The following is a 19,870-nucleotide window of genomic DNA, read 5'->3' as shown; positions in this document are numbered from 1 at the left end:
CATCCGCCTACTCCCTCGAAGATTGAATTTTTCAGCAACAGATAAATAGCGCGGCGAGGACAGACGAGGCCTCCGCCCCGTTATAGATTGCACAGCTGAAACGCTCCCGGGCCATTCGCTCGGGAACGCCCATCGCGCCACACAGCGCGCACTGACTGGGTGCGAGAGAAGTACATGTCTTTCTATAGAAGTGTTCTCGTTGCCCTGGGCACGACGTTGTTGCTGAAGGTCGCCACGGTGATACCTGCGCTGGTACTGGCAGACATCATCGACAACCTTTCAAGCGCCCGCCCTCCACCGGTGACGTTGCTGGCCATTTTTCTGGGTCTCATTGCCAGTCAGGCGCTTTTTACGCCGCTACAAGCCTGGTGCCTGGCCCGACTCTGCCAGGACCGTGTGCGACGCCTGTCGATTGACTGGTGCCGCACGCTGCTCGAAAAGCGGTTTGAAGCCTTCGGACAGCTTCAGGGCGGGGTCCTGGTGAAGGTGCTGGACCGCGGAATCACTGCCCAGGAGCGCTGGCTGGGATTTCTGATCGGCTCTGCCTGGCCGGTTCTCGCGGAAGCGGCGGTGCTGGCTGTCCTGTTCATCTTCCTCGGTGCAGGCCCGGTGCTGATCGGTCTTGCGGGGCTCAGTGCAGCCTATCTTTTGATCAACAGCAGGCTTATTCGCTGGCGCCGACCTCACATAGAGGCGGTTAACGCCCGCGAGGATGAGCTAGCCGAGCAATGGGTGGATACCTTTGCCAGCGCGGCGGCAGTCAAACTTGAAAATGCTGAAGCCGCCGCGATGAAACCCGTCAACGAAACGCTTGGACACTTTGCGGAGGCTGCCGTTTGCGTCGCAACCTCCGGGGGCTGGTTGCAAGCGCTAAAAATCCTGTTCATCGGGCTGGGCAGCGGCGGGATGCTGGCGTGGGGAATGCTGGATCAGGCGCGTGAGGCGCCGTCACTCAGCCTGGGTGAGCTGGTCGCACTCTTCACGTTGGTCGGCGGCCTTCTAGGTGGAATCGCACAGCTCGCCGAAGCCTGGCGCATGCTGGACCAGTTCAGGGTCGACAAGCAAAGGCTCGAACACTGGTTACGACTGCCTGACTTTGGCGCTGATGACCCAAAAGAACCTGTTCCACACCACGCAATAACCGGGCTGACACTGCAACCTTGCCGCCTGGACGAGGGGAGCGAGGTGCGACTGCATCTGGACAAGCCCCTGAACATCAGGAGAGGCGAACGAGTGGCGCTCATTGGCCCCAGTGGCGCAGGCAAGTCCACGCTACTGCATGCGCTCGCCGGAACGCTGCATCCCCTGCGCCAACATCTTCAGCTCGACGGCCAGGCCGTAGAAAAGCTGGACGCCGCCTGCCAGTTCAAGAAACTGCGCCTGTGCCCTCAAGGGGACCGTTTCATTCCTGGCCCGCTACCCAGGTCAGTGCTTTTCGACCACGCACACGACAGGCCCCGGATCGAACGCTGGCTGGATCAACTTGGGCTGGATGGCGAATGGTATGAGCGCGAGCTGGATGGCAGAGGTGAAAGCGTGTCGGGCGGAGAGGCAAGGCGCCTTTCACTGCTGCGCCTCTTGAACCGACCTGGGGACTACAACCTGTTCGACGAGCCGACCAGAGGCCTGGACAAGGCATCGGCCAGTCAAACGTGGGATGTGTTGTTTGAAGCCTTCAACGGATGCGGCCTGATCTGCGTTACTCATGATCAGGAGGCGCTCTCGAGGTTTGATCGAGTGATCCGGGTGGAGGATGGGCGGGTGCAGTAGTTAACCTCCCCGCCCAGCAGCGTTTTACTCGTCGTCGTCGAAGTTGTAACTGCCTGGCGCCAGGTTCTCGAAGCGCGTGTATTTACCGATGAAGGCCAGGCGGATAAAGCCGATCGGGCCGTTCCGCTGCTTGCCGATGATGATTTCGGCGATGCCTTTGTGCTCGGTCTCCGGGTGGTACACCTCGTCCCGGTAAACGAACATGATGACGTCGGCGTCCTGCTCGATCGCACCCGATTCACGCAAGTCGGAGTTCACCGGGCGCTTGTTCGGGCGCTGTTCGAGGGAGCGGTTGAGCTGCGACAGGGCCACGACCGGGCAGTTGAATTCCTTGGCCAGCGCCTTGAGGGAGCGGGAGATCTCGGAAATCTCGTTGGTACGGTTGTCGCCGCTGGAGCCGGGGATCTGCATCAGTTGCAGGTAGTCGATCATGATCAGGCCGATGTCGCCGTGCTCGCGCACCAGGCGGCGGGTACGGGCGCGCATTTCCGACGGGCTGATGCCGGCGGTATCGTCGATGAACAGCTTGCGGTCGTTGAGCAGGTTGACCGCCGAGGTCAGGCGCGGCCAGTCGTCGTCTTCCAGCTGGCCGGAACGCACCTTGGTCTGGTCGATGCGACCCAGCGACGACAGCATACGCATGATCAGCGATTCGCCTGGCATCTCGAGGGAGTACACCAGGACGGCCTTGTCGCTGCGCAGTACGGCGTTTTCCACCAGGTTCATGGCGAAGGTGGTCTTACCCATCGACGGACGGCCGGCGACGATGATCAGGTCGGCTGGTTGCAGGCCGCTGGTCTTCTCGTCGAGGTCGGTGTAGCCGGTGGACAGGCCGGTGATCGCGCTGTCGGTGTTGAACAGCGTGTCGATACGGTCGATGGCTTTGGTCAACAGCTCGTTGACGCCCACCGGGCCGCCGGTCTTGGGACGCGCTTCGGCAATCTGGAAGATCTGCCGTTCGGCTTCATCAAGGATCTCGGCAGCATTGCGACCCTGGGGGTTGAATGCGCTGTCGGCGATCTCGTTGCTGATGCTGATCAGCTGGCGCAGGGTCGCCCGCTCGCGGATGATCCCGGCATAGGCCTTGATGTTGGCCACCGACGGGGTGTTCTTGGCCAGCTCGCCCAGGTAACCCAGGCCACCCACTTGTGAGCTCAGGCCTTCTTTGTCCAGCTGTTCGTGCAGGGTGACTACGTCGAACGGGGCGTTCTGATCGGCCAGCTTGTGGATCGCGCGGAAGATCAGGCGGTGGTCATGACGGTAGAAGTCGCCATCGGAGACTTGATCCAGCACTCGCTCCCAGGCGTTGTTGTCCAGCATCAAGCCACCGAGCACAGCCTGTTCGGCCTCGATGGAATGCGGCGGCACCTTCAGGGCAGCGGTTTGCAGATCATATTGCTCGGGAGCGGTTATCTCGTTCATGGCCACGCAGGAATCAGGGTGTTGAAAAAGACAAAGGGCACGACCTGCAAAGCAGGATCGTGCCCGATGTTAACCGGCTGGCACTCAGGGTGCCAGCCGATCGGTACAGCTTAGGCTGCGACAACAACCACGCGAACGGTGGCTTCAACGTCGCTGTGCAGGTGCACGGCAACGTCGTATTCGCCGACGTTACGGATGGTGCCGTTCGGCAGACGAACTTCAGCTTTGGCCACTTCAACGCCGGAGGCGGTCAGGGCGTCAGCGATGTCGTGGGTGCCGATCGAACCGAACAGCTTGCCTTCGTCACCGGCGGTGGCAGTGATGGTCACTTCCAGCTCGGCCAGTTGGGCAGCGCGGGTTTCAGCCGAAGCTTTTTTCTCTGCAGCCAGTTTTTCCAGCTCAGCACGACGCTCTTCAAACGCAGCCACGTTGGCAGCGGTAGCAGCGGTGGCCTTGCCGAATGGCAGCAGGTAGTTACGGCCGTAACCAGCCTTAACATTTACCTTATCGCCCAGGTTGCCCAGGTTGGCGATTTTTTCCAGAAGGATCAGTTGCATATGAAAATCCTCTAACTTTTAACCTTCACCGTTCGCGGAATCGTTATCGGCACCTTTGGGTGCCTTGCGACCGCGAAAATCAATCAGGCTGTCGACAATGGCCAAAACCACGAGCAACGGATAAGTCAGCTGCATGAACAGCAGCAGTGTCACGTACATCCCGACCAACCAGAACTTGCCCAGTCGTCCTTGCGCCACCAACCCATGCATCAGGGCAAGCCCTGCAAACATCAGCGGTACGCTGCACAGTGGCGTCAACATCGCCAGTTCAGGACCGAAATTCGGCCCCACCAGCATGAGCACCAACAGCACCAGCGCCGGCACCAGAGGAAGCCTGACCGCTTGAAACTCGCGACCAAACCCACCCGGGTTATACAACACTGCCTGCCAGTAACGACCCAACATCAGGGCCAGCACACTGACGGCTTGCAACAATGCCGCTATCAGGCCGTTGAGCACCGGTGCAATCAGGCCTCCCAGGCGGGCCCGCTCCTCTACCGATAACTGTTGGTAGAGACCGTCGAGCATCTGCGGCAGGGCTTTTTCAAGCGCTCCAGCCAGAGCTTCAATCGGTTCGCGGAACACCGAACCCAGGACCACGCCATACACCAGGCCCATGGCGATGCTGAACAACAGCACCCGGTTCCAGGAGTGTCCGGCGCGCAACAGCGCAGCCAGCCCCAGCGTACCCAGCAACACCAACAAGGTGCGCGGCTCGCCGAAGAACCACCAGGCCAGCGCCGGCAATAATGCCCAGGCGAGGATCCCGGAGGCGTCCTTGAAACCACGCCGCAGGAACACCAGGCTCCCGGCGGCGGCACTCAACCAGAACAACAGCGGCATTGCCGCACAACCCACCACCACCAGGGTGGCTTGCACGCGACCGCGCATGATGAAATCAGCCAAGGCGCGCATGCGATCTATCCTTTGCTACTTGTCGACGACCCGGTCTCAGCGGCCGTGGCTGTCGGTGTAGGGCAGCAGGGCCAGGAAGCGGGCGCGCTTGATAGCGGTAGCCAGCTGACGCTGATAACGGGCTTTGGTACCGGTGATACGGCTTGGAACAATTTTGCCGGTTTCGGATACGTAAGCTTTCAGGGTGTTGAGATCTTTGTAATCGATCTCTTTCACGTCTTCAGCAGTGAAGCGGCAGAATTTACGACGACGGAAGAAACGTGCCATGTAATAGGCTCCTCAAAAGGTCCGTGGATTACTCGTCAGCGTTATCGCTGTTGTCGCTGTCATTGCTGTCATCGCCTTCGGCGTTGTCAGCATGCTCAGGACGGTCGCGACGCTCACGGCGCTCACTGCGGTTTTCTTCAGCCTTGAGCATCTCGGACTGGCCGGTAACGGCTTCGTCGCGACGGATGACCAGGTTACGGATCACGGCATCGTTGTAGCGGAAGTTGTCTTCCAGCTCGGCCAGGGCCTTGCCGGTGCACTCAACGTTCAGCATCACGTAGTGAGCCTTGTGAACATTGTTGATTGCGTAGGCCAGTTGACGACGGCCCCAGTCTTCCAGACGGTGGATCTTGCCGCCGTCTTCTTCGATCAGCTTGGTGTAACGCTCAACCATGCCGCCGACTTGCTCGCTCTGGTCAGGGTGGACCAGAAAGATGATTTCGTAATGACGCATGAATGCTCCTTACGGGTTGTAGTCTGCCACCAGGGTGGTCAGACAAGGAGTGAATGACACTTATAAGTCTTGCCCTGGGACAAGGCGCGTGAGCGCCTGCCAAGATGGCAAGGGGCGCAATTGTAGAGAAGCGCCGGGGGACAAGCAAGGGAATTGGTGAATAATTGAACAGTCGGAAAACATCGCGGGGCAAGCCCACTCCCACAAAACTTGTAGGAGCGGGCTTGCCCCGCGATGGACCTCAAGCCTTTTGCTTGGCGTTACGCTGGCGAACCGCCTCGAACAGGCACACGCCGGTAGCCACCGACACGTTCAGGCTGCTGACACTGCCCGCCATCGGCAACTTGACCAGGAAGTCGCAGTGCTCACGGGTCAGGCGACGCATACCCTTGCCTTCGGCGCCCATGATCAGGATGGTCGGCCCGGTCAGGTCCTGCTGATACAGCTCTTGCTCGGCTTCGCCAGCGGTACCGACAATCCACAGGCCACGCTGCTGGAGTTTCTCCAGGGTACGCGCCAGGTTGGTGACCGCCACCAGCGGGATCACCTCGGCGGCACCACAAGCCACTTTACGCACTGCCGGGGTCAGGGTTGCCGACTTGTCCTTGGGCACGATCACCGCCAGCGCGCCAGCCGCATCGGCAGTACGCAGGCAGGCGCCAAGGTTGTGCGGATCGGTCACACCGTCGAGCACCAGGATCAACGGTGCGCCTTCGGTGCGATCGAGCAGCTCTTCAAGCATGGCCTCGCCCCAGACCTGGCTCGGGCTGACCTCAGCCACGACGCCCTGGTGCACGCCCTCGACCCAGGCGTCCATCTCGCGACGCTCGGCCTGGCCGACGGCCACGCGGTTTTGCGCGGCCAGCTCCAGCAGGGGCTGAAGCCGCGGCTCACTGCGGCCTTCCGACAACCAGATCTGCTTGACCCGCTTCGGGTGGTGACGCAACAGGGCTTCTACGGCGTGAACGCCGTAGATTTTTTCCAACTGACTCATGACTTGGCCTTGGGTTTACGTGATCCAGAGCTCGCTTTTGGCGGCCCCTTGCGATGCTTGCTCGGCTTCTCCGACGACTTGCCCGACTTGGCCGCAGGCTTGCTGCTGGAGTGCTTGGCATCAGACATCAGCGCCTTCTTCATTTCCCGGCTTTTACGCACTTCGGCGTTTTTCGCCGCTGCGTGGGACGGGAAGTAAGCGTCAGCGGTTTCATTCTTTTTGCTGCGACGTGCAGGTTCAGCCTTGGTTGCCGTTTCGGACTTGTCGAGCACCGGTACAGGCTTGCCGTCCTGAGGACGCACACCTTCGGAACGCTGCTTGCGGCCAATCGGCGCCTTCAGGGTGTTCTCGGCCATCTCGAAGTCGATCTTGCGCTGCTCGAGGTCAACACGCATCACGCGTACTTCGACCGTGTCGCCCAGGCGGAAGCTGCGACCGGTGCGCTCACCGGCCAGGCGATGGTGCACCGGATCGAAGTGGTAGTAGTCACCCGGCAAGGCACTGACGTGCACCATACCTTCGACGTAGATGTCGGTCAGCTCGACGAACAGGCCAAAGCCGGTCACCGCGGTGATCACACCCGGGAAGCTCTCGCCGACGCGATCCTTCATGTACTCGCACTTGAGCCAGTTGACCACATCGCGGGTGGCCTCGTCGGCACGCCGCTCGCTCATCGAGCACTGCTCGCCGAGCTGCTCCAGGGTCGCTTCGTCGTACGGATAGATGCGCGCCTTGGGGATGCTCATCGCACCGGCACGCTTGACGTGTGGTGTTTCCTGCTTCGAGCGGATCACGCTGCGGATCGCTCGATGGGTCAGCAGGTCCGGATAGCGACGGATCGGCGAAGTGAAGTGGGTGTACGCCTCGTAGTTCAGGCCGAAGTGGCCGTTGTTGTCGGCGCTGTACACCGCCTGGCTCAGGGAGCGCAGCATCACGGTCTGGATCAGGTGGAAATCCGGACGGTCGGCGATGCTCGCCAACAGCGCCTGATAATCCTTGGGTGACGGACCGTCCTTGCCCTTGTGCAGCGACAGGCCCAGTTCGCCGAGGAAGGCACGCAGCTTTTCCAGGCGCTCAGGCGGCGGACCATCGTGAACACGGTACAGGGCCGGAATTTCATGCTTCTTGAGGAATTCGGCGGTGGCCACGTTGGCCGCCAGCATGCATTCCTCGATCAGCTTGTGGGCGTCGTTGCGCACGGTCGGCCGGATTTCGGCGATCTTGCGTTCAGAGCCGAAGATGATCCGGGTTTCCTGGGTTTCAAAGTCGATCGCACCACGGGTATGGCGAGCCGCCAGCAGCACCTTGTACAGGGCATAGAGCTGCTTGAGGTCCGGCACCACTTCGCTGTACTGCTCACGCAAGGCTTTGCCTTCGCGGGTGCGGGCGTGTTCGAGCATGCTGCTGACCTTGTTGTAGGTCAGACGGGCGTGGGAGTGGATCACCGCTTCGTAAAACTGGTAATCGACCATCTGCCCGGACTTGTTGATGGTCATTTCACAGACCATTGCCAGGCGGTCGACGTGCGGATTCAGCGAGCACAGACCATTGGAGAGCTCCTCAGGCAGCATCGGCACGACGCGCTCGGGGAAGTACACCGAGTTGCCGCGCACCTGGGCTTCGTTATCCAGGGCAGAACCCAGGCGCACGTAGCTGGAAACGTCGGCGATCGCCACGTACAGGCGCCAGCCACCGGAGAACAGGCGCAACTTGCCCAGGCTCTCGCAGTAGACGGCATCGTCGAAGTCGCGGGCATCTTCACCGTCGATGGTGACGAACGGCAGATGGCGCAGGTCGATACGGTGCTCTTTGTCTTTGTCTTCGACTTCCGGCTTGAGCTTGCGGGCTTCCTTGATCACGGCCTCTGGCCAGACATGCGGAATATCGTAGCTGCGCAGGGCAACGTCAATTTCCATGCCCGGGGCCATGTAGTTACCGATCACTTCGGTGACATCACCCTGGGGCTGGAAGCGCGGGGTCGGCCAGTGGGTGATCTTCACCTCGACGAACTGGCCGACCTTGGCACCACCGTTGCGGCCCGGGGTAACCAGCACTTCTTGCTGGACCTTGGGGTTGTCCGGGGTGACGAAGCCAATACCGCCTTCTTCAAAATAACGGCCAACGATGCTCTCGTGGGCACGGGAAATGACTTCGACAATCACGCCTTCACGCCGGCCACGGCGATCCAGGCCCGATACGCGAGCCAGTGCGCGGTCGCCATCGAACAGCAGACGCATCTGCGCCGGGCTCAGGAACAGGTCGTCGCTGCCATCGTCGGGGATCAGGAAGCCGAAACCGTCGCGGTGACCGGAAATGCGGCCCAGGATCAGGTCCAGCTTGTCTACCGGGGCATAAGTGCCGCGCCGGGTATAGATCAACTGGCCATCACGCTCCATTGCGCGCAAACGGCGGCGCAGGGCTTCGATCTGGTCTTCGGTGGTCAGGCCGAACTCTTCGACCAACTGCTCGCGCGCAGCCGGCGAGCCGCGCTCGTCCAGGCGCTGCAGGATCAGCTCACGGCTAGGAATAGGGTTTTCGTATTTTTCCGCTTCACGAGCGGCCTCGGGATCGAGGGTCTGCCAATCGGCCATTAGGAGGGGTTCACCTTGTCTATATAAGGGTTAGTTTGGCATAGGCGTATTGAAACCGGAAATTTCAGGCTTGGACAGCCCTGTCAGAGCCCCCTGGATAGCGCCAAAACCATCATAAGGAACAACGACTTGAATTTTTTAAGATTTTTTCTGAACGGGGCTTTACAGCTCTCAGAGGCATCCGTATAGTGCGCACCACAACGACGGACAGCGTCGTTATAGTTGAGATGTAACGTGATGTGAAGCATCATGTGACCTTAGCGAAATGCCCAGATGGTGAAATTGGTAGACACGCCAGCTTCAGGTGCTGGTGACCTTACGGTCGTGGAAGTTCGAGTCTTCTTCTGGGCACCAATTTCAAATCTTAGAACCGCCCCGCGCTCCTGAGATTTACTGCAACACGCTACACTGTTTTCGTTACAAGCTACACCGCTTCATTCTGCCCAGATGGTGAAATTGGTAGACACGCCAGCTTCAGGTGCTGGTGACCTTACGGTCGTGGAAGTTCGAGTCTTCTTCTGGGCACCATATTTCAGATCAAACCCGCGAAAGCGGGTTTTTTCGTTTCTGGTGTTTGGTTTTCACACCAGCCTATCCCAGAAGCGACTGATCTCGACCAGGTCCGCCTCGCTCAGCGCGCCAACCGCCGCTTTTTTTGTAGTGCTGACCGCTCGATAGCCGGAAAAGACCCGACTATATCAGACCATCCTTAAATCACAGATTCAGAACTCCGCCAGCACTTCACTCGCTCGAGGCGACTGGCGCCTTTCTGCTCAAGCAAATCAGCTCATTGGAAAAGCACAACCCGACGATGATCAGCGCTGCCCCCGCGTACAGGCTTTCTGGCGGCACCTCATTGAGCACCATGAACGCCAGCAGCGCGGCGAACAATGGCTCGGTCAGCTCCAACGCCTGCACCTGAGATGGTTTGAGATACTCGATTGCCTTGGTGGTGCAAAAGAAGCCGAGGATGGTCGGCAGCGCGGCCAGCGCCAATAGTGCAGCAATGGCCATCAGCGACAGCTCACCAATCACGAAACCATCGGCCGCCGCTGGCATCAGCAAATACAGGCTTCCGAAAAAAAGTAACTGGCGGGTGAAGTGCAGCCCCCCGGACACCCCCATCCGCTTCATCGCGACTGAAAACGCCCCGTAGCCGCATCCAGCAATGGAAGCAAGCGTTGCGCCCTGCAAGGTGAACCCCTGCTGCAAATCTGCGCCGAAAATCACCGCAATCCCGGCGATGGCCAGTGTGGCACCCACGGTTGCATTCGCGGTGATGGCATCCTTAAGGAATATCCGCCCAAGCAGGATTGACGAGATGGAAGCACTGGCCATCAGCACCACCACTACACCTGCCGCCGCATAATGCCGATAGGCTGAGGTCTCAAAATGGAACAATACGAAGATGCCGAGGAACGCGCAGATCGCCGCCTGGGTCCATTTGGCCACCGTCGCTTGGCGCTTGAGGAACAGCAACAAGACCGAAAGTAATAGGCAACCCAGGATAGTCTTGATAACGGCAACACTACTGGCTGTAAATCCATTGTTCATGAGCACTTTACTGAGTACACCAATTGTTGCGTTCAGCGCAGCAGCAGAAAGCGCAAAGAGGATTCCTTTTCTGAAGTTAGCTTGCATTTATAACGCCTCCTGTCGCTGCTTTGTCGTTCGATAAAATACCAGCCCACATCGACGGTACAAAATTCGAGGATACGAAAATTCCGCCAAACCCCGCATTCGTTGCAGCATAAGCTGTGTCGCCCAACAGGATCCAGTGAGCCTTCTTGAGTTTCCAATATGGAATACCCGGAAACAGATGGTGAATCAGGTGGAAGTTCTCTCCATGCATGGCCGTGAAGAAGTGCTCAAGTGGATGGCTGAAGCGGTTGCGGGTGGCCTGTAGATCGGTCTTGGCCTTGGCGATCATTGGATAATGCTCGGCAAGCTCGATAAACCAAGTTAACGCTTGGAAGGTGGTGAGGTACGGCAACAGCCAATAGACGAAGTAACCTTTTACCCCTAACACTAGCGTCAAGCACAACGCGAGGAGGCCCTGACAAGCCAGCACTGAAAGTAACTCTCCTTTGTTGGGACTGAGCATCAGTCGGTTAACCAACAGATACCTCAGGCTCTCCGGTGCGTTCAAGAAGAACATCGGTTTTATCAGATGGGCGAGCATGAATCTGAGCGTCGAACGCACCTCGAACACTCCAGACTGTCGATAGTACCGGTAGTCAGGGTCGCGATCCTGGTCACCCAACTTGTGATGGTGATCCACCGTATGTGAGCACTTGTAGCTGACCCAACCCTGGAAGATCAGGTAGCCGGAGCACCAGGTGCCGAGAAACTTCCCCAGCCGTTTACTACGACACAAAGCACCATGTGCCGCCTCATGTAGCAACGTGGCCAACGCCCGCTGCCGTGAGCCGATCAGCAGGATCGCCAGGGGCATTAGCCAGGGACTGGCCTCTCCAAGATAAATTGCCAGACTGATCCAGAACAAGTTCTGCAGCAAGGCGAGAGGGCCATGGTAGTTGTCATACAGGCACAGCTTCTTGATTTGGCCCTTAATTTCTTTTGAAAACTGGTGTCTGAGCAACATAAATATTCCTTTTAATGCATCATTCCATGGAAGTTTTGGTCCTGCGAATACCTGCCCCACAGACTTCGAGCAGATGTAAGAAATGCTGAGTTATCGCGACTACAAAGCCGGCATTACGCCATCCAAGCTGTTTCTGCCTTATCGAAAGCAAAGAAGATAGAAGCAATATAAAAACACTGCCACAGAGACTCTCAGCGCACGATTAAGCAAGGTGTAATATTGACCGGGCAGAATTTCACCTTGCGTTGAAATAATCACCCCTAGCCCGCCCCGCCCCGAGATAACTGCCAGCCTATTACCGAAACCACCGAAGAATAGGCTCAGACACCCATGCATATAACCGCCGCGCACCCTCCTCAATATCCACCCCCAATAAAATACCTGACTGCAAAGGCCATTCTGAGCATCAAGTAAGACTGTTACTCGATGGTAGAACTCTGATGATGGCGCAACAATCCCGATCGCACTGACAACGTGGCGGGGTAGTTCTGAGGACGCATTAGGACTTTTCGTAAGACCGACTACCTTGCCCCAGGCCAAATTCTTGATAGGTATACGCAGCGTAGCGAATCACCCGCATCGATCTGCTGACCAGCCATGCCTTAGCAGCATCTCCCCTCTTTGCACACTCAGCTCGGAGCGTTCACGATTTGGGCTGTTTCCGCATGTTGAATCAGCTGGTGCTGGCCCTTGATCGAGAGGTGTCGGCTTCAACCTTCTCCAGCTGGGCAATTGAAAGGTTGTCGCCTTAAGAGCCAGCCATGAGCACGGCCCTCCTGGAGAGAACAGAAAGATAGCCTGCTCATTAATTTTTGGGCGCAAGCGCATCTGAGAAACAATATCGCTTATCATTGTTTCCAGATATGTAGCCGCAAGCGAGGAAGTATCCGCATGACGTTCCGCAATAACCCCCTGTTGCGCGGCCTGGCCGTCTCCTTTTTGGCCATGGTGTTGGGCACGCCAGCCGCTCTGGCAGCCGACCCGGTGTCACTGACCCTGTATAACGGCCAGCACAAGGAAATCGGCGAAGCCATCGCCAAGGCCTACGAGGCCAAGACCGGCATCCACGTCAATATCCGCAAAGGTAGCAGCAATCAGCTCGCCAGCCAGATCATCGAGGAAGGCGACCGCTCGCCTGCCGATGTCATCTACACCGAAGAGTCGCCCCCCCTGAACAACCTGGGCGAACTGGGCCTGCTCGCGAAGATCGACGACTCCACCCTGCAGGTATTGCCCAAGGAATATGTGGCGGCGAACGGTACCTGGATGGGCGTGACCGCTCGCACCCGGGTAGTGGCCTTCAACCCCAAGGTGATTGACGAGAAAGACCTGCCGCCATCGGTGATGGACTTCGCCAATCCGGAATGGGAAGGCAAGATCGGTTTCGTGCCTACCAGCGGTGCCTTCCAGGAACAGGCCGTAGCCATCCTCAAGCTGCACGGCCGTGACGCCGCCGAAGAATGGCTGACTGGCCTCAAGGCATTCGGCAAGACTTACACCAACAACATGGTTGCCCTCAAAGCCGTGGAAAACGGTGAAGTGGCGGCCGTGCTGGTAAACAACTACTACTGGTATGCACTGAAAAAAGAGCGCGGCCAGCTCGACTCGAAACTCTATTACCTGGCTGACGGTGACGCCGGCGGCCTGGTGACCATTTCCAGCGCAGCGGCGGTCAAGGCCAGCAAGCACCCGCAAGAGGCTCAAGCCCTGCTCGCCTGGATGGCCAGTGAAGAAGGGCAGCGCGTGATCACCCAGACCACCGCCGAATACCCACTGCACAAGGGCATGGTCTCGGATCAGGGCCTGAAGCCATTCGAGGACCTGCGTCCGCCGAAGATCACCCCGGCCGACCTGGGAAATGCCGAAGAAGCCCTGGAGCTTGAACGCGAAGTCGGCCTGCTCTGATGAGTGCCGCCCTGCCTGAACCGCTGATCAGCCGCTATGTGCCGCGGCGCAAGCGCCCGTCGATCTGGGTGGTGTTGCCCGTGCTGCTACTGGTGGGCCTGAGCCTGCTGCCATTGGCGTATGTTGGCCTCAAGGCCTGGCAAGCGGGCTGGCATGAAGCCTTTCGCCTGCTCTGGCGCCCTTTTGTCTGGGGCCTGATGCGCAACACCCTGATGCTGATGGTGGGCGTTACCCTGGCCTGCGCCGTGCTCGGCCTGGCCCTGGCCTGGCTGCTGGAGCGCAGCGACTTGCCAGGGCGGCGCCTGTGGGGCGTTATCCTGTGCCTGCCATTCGCTGTGCCGGCCTTTGTCAGCGGCTTTACCTGGGTATCCCTGAGCCCTCGCTTCGAGGGCCTGGGCGGCGCGATCCTGGTGATGAGCCTGTCCAAGTACCCACTGGTGTTCCTGCCGGTCGCTGCCACCCTGCGCAACCTCGACACCTCACTTGAAGAGTCGGCCCGCACGCTGGGGCAGAATCGCTGGGGCGTTTTCTTCAGGATCACCCTGCCGCTGCTCTGGCCCTCGATCCTCGGTGGCAGCCTGCTGATTGCCCTGCATATGCTGGTGGAATTCGGCGCCCTGTCGATCCTGGGCCTACAGACCTTCACCACGGCCATCTACCAACAGTTCGAGCTGGAGTTCAGCAACGCCAATGCGGCGATGCTGTCGGCCGTGCTGCTGTTCATGTGCCTGTTGATGCTCTGGCTGGAGCTGCGCGTGCGTGGCAAGGCACGCCATGTCCGTATCGGCCAGGGCGTGGCAAGGCGTGCCGCACCGATTCGGCTGCGCGGCTGGATGCCTGTGGGTCAGGGGTTCTGCCTGGTGCTGGCATTACTCGGCAGCGGTATTCCACTGGGCATGCTCGGCTACTGGCTGAGCGTTGGTTCCTCCGCCGCCTTCCCGGTCGCGGACATCAGCCGGGCGCTGTTCTCCTCGCTGTCGCTTTCACTGGGCGGCGCGGGGCTGAGCCTGTTGCTGGCCTTGCCAGTGAGCTTTCTGGTGGTGCGCTACAAGGGCCGGCTGGCGATCTGGGCCGAGCGCCTGCCCTACCTGCTGCATGCCCTGCCAGGCCTGGTGATTGCCCTGACGCTGGTGTACTTCGCCCTGCACTACGTGCCGGTGCTTTACCAGACCACCGGCTTGCTGCTGCTGGCCTACGCCCTGCTGTTTCTACCCCTGGCACAAGCACCGGTGCGCACGGCACTGAACAAGGCCGCGCCGCAACTCGAAGAAGCCGCCCGCACCCTGGGCGCAAGCCCGTTCAAGGCATTTTGCCGGGTGACGCTGCCGATCATATTCCCCGCGCTGGCCGCTGCCTTCGCCCTGGTGTTCCTGGACGCCATGAAGGAGCTGACGGCGACCCTGCTGCTAAGTCCGACTGGCATGACCACCCTGGCGACGGAAGTCTGGGCGCACACGGCCAACGTCGAGTTCGCTGCGGCAGCGCCTTATGCGGCGCTGCTGATCGTGGTGTCGGGCCTGCCGGTGTACCTCCTGACGACGCGGATGTATCTGAACCGCGCTTGAGGTTGTAGAAGCATCGCGGGGCATGCCCCGCGATTACTTTCAGGCCCTGAACTGGCCCAGACTGGCTTTGAGCTGGTCGGCCAGGTTATCCAGCACCTTGCTGCTGGCGGTGGTTTGCATGACCACCTCAGCCGCTCGCTCGGCCTGGGCATGAATCGTCTGCACGCGCCCGCGCACCGCCTGTGCGCCCTGGGCCTGCTGCTCGGCCGCACGCGTCGCCAAGCCGATGGCCGCATGCACCTGCTCCACCGACGCCTGAACCGACTGCTGCACGCGTGCGTTATCGCGCAATACCAACAGCCCTTCGCTGGCCTGACGCCCCGCCTGACTGATCGCCGCCACCGCTTCCTTCGCCCCCTGCTGCAAGGCGCCGATATGCGCCTGAATATCGCCGGTCGAGCTCTGGGTCTTGCTGGCCAGGGCCCGCACCTCATCGGCGACCACGGCGAAACCGCGCCCGGTCTCACCCGCCCGCGCCGCCTCAATGGCCGCGTTGAGCGCCAGCAAGTTGGTTTGCTCGGCTATACCGTGAATCACGGTCAACACGACCTCGATCTGCTCGCTCTGCTGGGCCAGTCGCTCGATCACCTTGGAGCCGGTTTCCACTTGCCCGGCCAAGTCCTCGATCAACTTGGCCACTTGAGTCGACGTGCGCGAATTCTCATCGGTGGCCTGGCGAATATCCACCACCTGCTGCAAGGCCGACTGCATGGCCTGGCTCTCCGCCTGCGCCTCGTCGGCCATGGCCGAGAGATCACGCAGACTGGCGGCCACTTCGTCACGCTGCAGCGCGGCGGCCGCATCGGCACCGGCATTGCGCTGGGCCATGGCACCGATCTCGATGCCGGTCCGCTGCGCCACCTCGCCGGCTTCACGCACGATCGGCTGGAGCTTGTCGACGAACTGGTTGACCGCTGCTGCCATGTCACCGATTTCATCACGGCTGTCGATGGGCACCCGTTTGGTCAGGTCACCCTCACCCGCTGCCAGATCGTTCAACGCTGCGATGAGCAGGCGCAGCTTGCTGACGACCCGGCGCCCCAATACCACGGCCACCACCAGCAGCACGCCAAGACCGACCAGGGCCAGGCCCAGGCCAATGTTCCAACGCAAGGTCGCAGCGGCTTCCTGGACGCTCTGCGAGGTACCAGCCTGCATACCCGCCGCACTGGCCTGCGCCGCCTCCAGGCGGGCGCGCAAGGCCTTGTTGCTGTCGGCGGCAGCGCCAACCAGGCTGTCGCCTACGAGTTGATCGCCGCTGGCGATCAGCGCCGAGAAACGCTTGTCGAGGGCAACCAGCTCGGCGTCCACCGAAGCGGTGGAAACCCCCATCAGTACCTTGCCAATCTCCACGCCATTGGGGCTGATCGGCGCCTCGATGAAGTACACCGTCGGATCGTTTCGGGCAGCATCCAGCACCCTGTCCAGCGCCCGCTCGCCCTGGCCCTTTTCCAACAGCGCCTGGTTGATCGGGTTCTGCCGGTTCAGGTAACGGGTCAGGTGCTGGCCCTGGGCATCGTCGTAGACCACAAACAGCACATTGGGATTGCGCTGGGCGCGCCGAGAGAATTCGGACAGGGTGGGCACATCGTTGTCCCACATTGCTCGCGGCGCCACGGAGGCCAGTAACTGCGCCATATCGTTGGCTGAGTCCTTGAGGTTCTTCTCCAGGGTTTCCCGCAACTGGGCCTGCTCGCCCTGCAAGCGAGTCGACAGCCCGGCGGTCAAACGCTGGCGGGTACTGGCGGAGAGGCTTTCCAGACCCGAGCTGACTTCCTGCCCGGCCTGCTCAAGCTCGGCGGACAACTTCTGGCTATCCGCCCCCAGGCGCTTGCCCAGATCCGCCTCAAGCGCGGTGACCGTGCTCCGCGTCAGCGCAACCGCGACCAGCACTTGCACCAAAAGAGCGATACCAAGGGCAACAAAGACAGGCCGCAACAGGCGGCTTCGTAACAGTGAGAGAACGGCAGACACGAAAGAACCCTCTACTTCTGGGGCCATTAAAATGATGGCTACCCTGGAGCGATTCTTACAGCAAAGGTTGTGCCGAACAGCCGCCAGAAACGACAAAGGCCCCTATGAAGGGGCCTTTGTGTTCACATCAATCGCGAATCAGGCGAACGGGTGACGCAGAACGATGGTCTCGTTGCGATCCGGGCCGGTGGAGATGATGTCGATCGGCGCGCCGACCAGCTCTTCCACACGCTTGATGTAGGCACGGGCGTTGGCCGGCAGCTCTTCCAGGGTCTTGGCACCCAGGGTCGATTCGGTCCAACCCGGCATTTCTTCGTACACCGGCTCCAGGCCGATGTAGCTGTCGGCGTCGGTCGGAGCATCGATAACGGCACCGTTCTCGTTTTTGTAGCCAACGCAGATACGGATGGTTTCCAGGCCGTCGAGCACGTCCAGCTTGGTCAGGCACAGGCCCGAAATGCTGTTGACGTCGATGGCGCGACGCAGGATGACGGCGTCGAACCAGCCGCAACGACGAGCACGACCGGTGGTAGCACCGAACTCGTGGCCACGCTTGGCCAGGAAGGCACCCACGTCGTCGAACAGCTCAGTCGGGAACGGACCCGAACCTACGCGAGTGGTGTAGGCCTTGGTGATACCCAGGATGTAGTCCAGGTACATCGGGCCAACGCCGGAACCGGTGGCAATGCCGCCAGCGGTGGTGTTGGAGCTGGTCACGTACGGGTAAGTACCGTGGTCGATGTCCAGCAGCGAGCCCTGGGCACCCTCGAACATGATGTCCTTGCCGGCGCGACGCAGGTTGTGCAGCTCTGCGGTGACGTCGAGCATCATCGGCTTGAGCAGCTCAGCGTATTCCATGCACTCGTCCAGGGTCTTCTGGAAGTCGATTGCAGGCTCTTTGTAATAATTGACCAGCACGAAGTTGTGGTAGTCCAGCAGCTCGCCGAGCTTGGCAGCGAAACGCTCACGGTGGAACAGGTCACCGATGCGCAGGCCACGACGGGCTACTTTGTCTTCGTAAGCCGGGCCGATACCGCGACCGGTGGTACCGATCTTCTGCTCGCCACGGGCTTTTTCACGAGCCTGGTCCAGGGCAACGTGGTAGGACAGGATCAGCGGGCAGGACGGGCTGATACGCAGGCGCTCGCGCACCGGTACACCCTTCTCTTCCAGCTTGTTGATCTCACGCAGCAGGGCGTCAGGTGCAACCACCACGCCGTTGCCGATCAGGCACTGCACGCCTTCGCGCAGAACGCCCGACGGGATCAGGTGCAGCACGGTCTTTTCACCGTCGATCACCAGGGTGTGGCCCGCGTTGTGGCCACCTTGGTAGCGCACTACGGCGGCAGCATGTTCGGTCAGCAGATCGACGATCTTGCCTTTGCCCTCATCACCCCACTGGGTGCCCAGGACTACGACATTCTTACCCATAACACTTGTCCTCATTCGCGCAAACTTGGCGCCGGCTCGTACCGGCGGGAAAACTCAAATGGCCAGCGGCAGAACCTGCCAAAGCCCGTTTTGCTGAATCAATTGCCGATCGCAATCCGCCTCGACGGCGGCAGTCAGTGGCTGGCCAGGCAAGGCCTGAACTACCCGCTGACCTTCACTGCGCAATTGGCAGACCAACTGCCAGAGTGCCGCATCGCTGCTGTCGGGCATCCAGATCCCGCCAGACGGCAATACCACCTCGGCCCGCCCCAGTGTGACCAGGGTCTTCAAATCCGTGGAGAAACCTGTGGCCGGGCGTGCCCGTCCAAAGTCCGCTCCGATGTCGTCATAACGACCGCCCTGGGCGATCGACTGACCAACGCCTGGGACAAACACGGCAAACACTACACCGGTGTGGTAGTGGTAACCGCGCAGCTCTCCCAGGTCGAAATACAGTGGCAGCTCGGGATAACGCGTAGCCAGCCGCTCGGCGATGGCCATCAGGTCGTCCAGTGCAGCCAGAACCGCAGCCGGAGCACGCCCCAGACGCACGCGCGCCTCGGCCAGCACTTCACGACCGCCGCACAGCTCGGTCAGCGAGCGCAGCATGCCGGCAATGTCCGCTGGCAGGTTTGCGGTCAGCTCGATCACTTCGTCGATGGCCTTGCGCTGCAGGGCGTCGAACAACTGCTGCTCGACCGCGCCAGACAGACCGGCTGCACGAGCCAGGCCACGGTAGATGCCGACATGGCCAAGGTCCATGTGCACGTCCGGGACATCGGCCAGTTGCAGCATGGCCAGCATCAGGCTGATCACCTCGACATCACTGACCGGGCTGGCGTCGCCGTACAGCTCGGCACCCAGCTGGATCGGACTGCGCGAGGTCGACAGCGCCCGTGGCAAGGCATGCAGCACGCTGCCGGCGTAGCACAGGCGGCTCGGGCCTTCACGGCGCAGGGTGTGCGCATCTATACGCGCAACCTGCGGGGTGATGTCAGCCCGGAAGCCCATCTGCCGGCCCGACTGAGGGTCGATGACCTTGAAGGTGCGCAGATCCAGGTCCTGGCCGGCACCGGTGAGCAGCGATTCCAGGTACTCGATATGCGGCGTCACGACGAACTCGTAACCCCAGCTCTGGAACAGATCCAACACCTGACGACGCGCGATCTCGATGCGCGCCGCCTCAGGTGGCAGTACTTCTTCGATGCCATCTGGCAGCAGCCAGCGGTCTACCGTTGCCATTACGCCATTTCCCCTATGGTCCGGGCGGCCTGCCCACGGGCGAGCCTTGAGTGGAGCAGGTATCGGCAAACAATAGCGCGCAGCACTGATTCCAGCGCGACCGCCGTGCCAATACCCTCGAATACCTTGGGCTGCTCTGTAGATTCGCAGCGGCTTGCCGCCGTTTGATCTCGCAGAC

The 19,870-nt window shown here is 60.4% G+C and carries 15 protein-coding genes, 2 tRNA genes and 1 pseudogene; 5 read left to right on the top strand and 13 right to left on the bottom strand.

What is annotated here, in order from left to right; all coding sequences use genetic code 11:
• Positions 1–174: 174 nt before the first annotated feature.
• Positions 175–1,770: an ATP-binding cassette domain-containing protein gene (locus U9R80_RS02415; RefSeq protein ID WP_301838258.1), complete on the top strand. Its 1,596-nt coding sequence runs from the start codon at positions 175–177 to the stop codon at positions 1,768–1,770.
• A gap of 24 nt (positions 1,771–1,794) precedes the next feature.
• On the opposite strand, the gene dnaB is transcribed toward U9R80_RS02415, so the two are convergent.
• The 7 genes from dnaB to rnr all read right to left on the bottom strand — a co-directional run bounded on the left by dnaB (position 1,795) and on the right by rnr (position 8,970).
• Positions 1,795–3,192, bottom strand: coding sequence for a replicative DNA helicase (gene dnaB / locus U9R80_RS02410; protein WP_301838259.1), 1,398 nt, complete (start codon positions 3,190–3,192; stop codon positions 1,795–1,797).
• A gap of 110 nt (positions 3,193–3,302) precedes the next feature.
• A complete protein-coding gene (gene rplI / locus U9R80_RS02405) occupies positions 3,303–3,749 on the bottom strand; it encodes a 50S ribosomal protein L9 (RefSeq protein WP_301838260.1) in 447 nt (148 codons plus the stop codon).
• Positions 3,750–3,767: 18 nt separating this feature from the next.
• Complete coding sequence (locus tag U9R80_RS02400; protein WP_301838261.1) at positions 3,768–4,664, bottom strand: hypothetical protein; 897 nt, start codon at positions 4,662–4,664, stop codon at positions 3,768–3,770.
• A 36-nt stretch (positions 4,665–4,700) separates the two neighbouring features.
• Positions 4,701–4,931: a 30S ribosomal protein S18 gene (gene rpsR / locus U9R80_RS02395; RefSeq protein ID WP_009403887.1), complete on the bottom strand. Its 231-nt coding sequence runs from the start codon at positions 4,929–4,931 to the stop codon at positions 4,701–4,703.
• 28 nt (positions 4,932–4,959) lie between these two features.
• Positions 4,960–5,385, bottom strand: a complete 426-nt coding sequence (gene rpsF, locus U9R80_RS02390) for a 30S ribosomal protein S6 (RefSeq protein WP_028945687.1) — start codon at positions 5,383–5,385, stop codon at positions 4,960–4,962.
• A gap of 241 nt (positions 5,386–5,626) precedes the next feature.
• Positions 5,627–6,379 (bottom strand): 23S rRNA (guanosine(2251)-2'-O)-methyltransferase RlmB, encoded by a 753-nt coding sequence (gene rlmB, locus U9R80_RS02385; protein WP_028945686.1) that lies wholly within the window; start codon positions 6,377–6,379, stop codon positions 5,627–5,629.
• The gene (gene rnr, locus U9R80_RS02380; protein ID WP_301838265.1) at positions 6,376–8,970 is read right to left on the bottom strand and encodes a ribonuclease R; all 2,595 of its coding nucleotides are present in this window, start codon (positions 8,968–8,970) and stop codon (positions 6,376–6,378) included. The genes rlmB and rnr overlap by 4 nt, the downstream gene beginning before the upstream one ends.
• Positions 8,971–9,237: 267 nt before the next feature.
• Between rnr and U9R80_RS02375 the strand changes: the two genes are divergently transcribed.
• Positions 9,238–9,324 (top strand) — tRNA-Leu (locus U9R80_RS02375).
• 87 nt (positions 9,325–9,411) lie between these two features.
• Positions 9,412–9,498: transfer RNA gene (locus U9R80_RS02370), tRNA-Leu, on the top strand.
• A gap of 213 nt (positions 9,499–9,711) precedes the next feature.
• Here the strand turns inward: U9R80_RS02370 and U9R80_RS02365 are convergent.
• Together U9R80_RS02365 and gntB are read right to left on the bottom strand one after the other, a co-directional pair.
• Entirely contained in the window at positions 9,712–10,611 is a 900-nt protein-coding gene (locus tag U9R80_RS02365; RefSeq protein ID WP_301838266.1) for a DMT family transporter, read from the bottom strand.
• Positions 10,601–11,575 (bottom strand): guanitoxin biosynthesis L-arginine gamma (S) hydroxylase, encoded by a 975-nt coding sequence (gene gntB, locus U9R80_RS02360; RefSeq protein ID WP_301838268.1) that lies wholly within the window; start codon positions 11,573–11,575, stop codon positions 10,601–10,603. The genes U9R80_RS02365 and gntB overlap by 11 nt, the downstream gene beginning before the upstream one ends.
• A gap of 891 nt (positions 11,576–12,466) precedes the next feature.
• Between gntB and U9R80_RS02355 the strand changes: the two genes are divergently transcribed.
• The gene (locus tag U9R80_RS02355; RefSeq protein ID WP_301838269.1) at positions 12,467–13,480 is read left to right on the top strand and encodes an extracellular solute-binding protein; all 1,014 of its coding nucleotides are present in this window, start codon (positions 12,467–12,469) and stop codon (positions 13,478–13,480) included.
• Positions 13,480–15,045 (top strand): ABC transporter permease, encoded by a 1,566-nt coding sequence (locus tag U9R80_RS02350; RefSeq protein ID WP_301838271.1) that lies wholly within the window; start codon positions 13,480–13,482, stop codon positions 15,043–15,045. Before U9R80_RS02355 ends, U9R80_RS02350 begins: the two co-directional genes overlap by 1 nt.
• Before the next feature lie 39 nt (positions 15,046–15,084).
• Here U9R80_RS02350 and U9R80_RS27245 read toward each other — a convergent pair whose 3' ends face one another.
• The 4 genes and pseudogenes from U9R80_RS27245 to U9R80_RS02335 all read right to left on the bottom strand — a co-directional run bounded on the left by U9R80_RS27245 (position 15,085) and on the right by U9R80_RS02335 (position 19,692).
• Positions 15,085–15,789: a methyl-accepting chemotaxis protein gene (locus U9R80_RS27245; protein WP_442964959.1), complete on the bottom strand. Its 705-nt coding sequence runs from the start codon at positions 15,787–15,789 to the stop codon at positions 15,085–15,087.
• 201 nt (positions 15,790–15,990) lie between these two features.
• A pseudogene (locus U9R80_RS27240) lies at positions 15,991–16,203 on the bottom strand (methyl-accepting chemotaxis protein); the annotation flags it as partial.
• 954 nt (positions 16,204–17,157) lie between these two features.
• Positions 17,158–18,450, bottom strand: coding sequence for an adenylosuccinate synthase (locus U9R80_RS02340; RefSeq protein WP_028945681.1), 1,293 nt, complete (start codon positions 18,448–18,450; stop codon positions 17,158–17,160).
• Between the two features lie 54 nt (positions 18,451–18,504).
• On the bottom strand, positions 18,505–19,692 hold the full coding sequence (locus U9R80_RS02335; RefSeq protein WP_028945680.1) for an ATP phosphoribosyltransferase regulatory subunit: 1,188 nt from the start codon (positions 19,690–19,692) through the stop codon (positions 18,505–18,507).
• Positions 19,693–19,870 lie beyond the last annotated feature (178 nt).

It is taken from the genome of Pseudomonas sp. JQ170C, assembly GCF_035581345.1.
GTDB lineage: Bacteria > Pseudomonadota > Gammaproteobacteria > Pseudomonadales > Pseudomonadaceae > Aquipseudomonas.
Note: the sequence above shows the minus strand (reverse complement) of the source record. Positions and strands in the feature narration are given on the sequence as shown.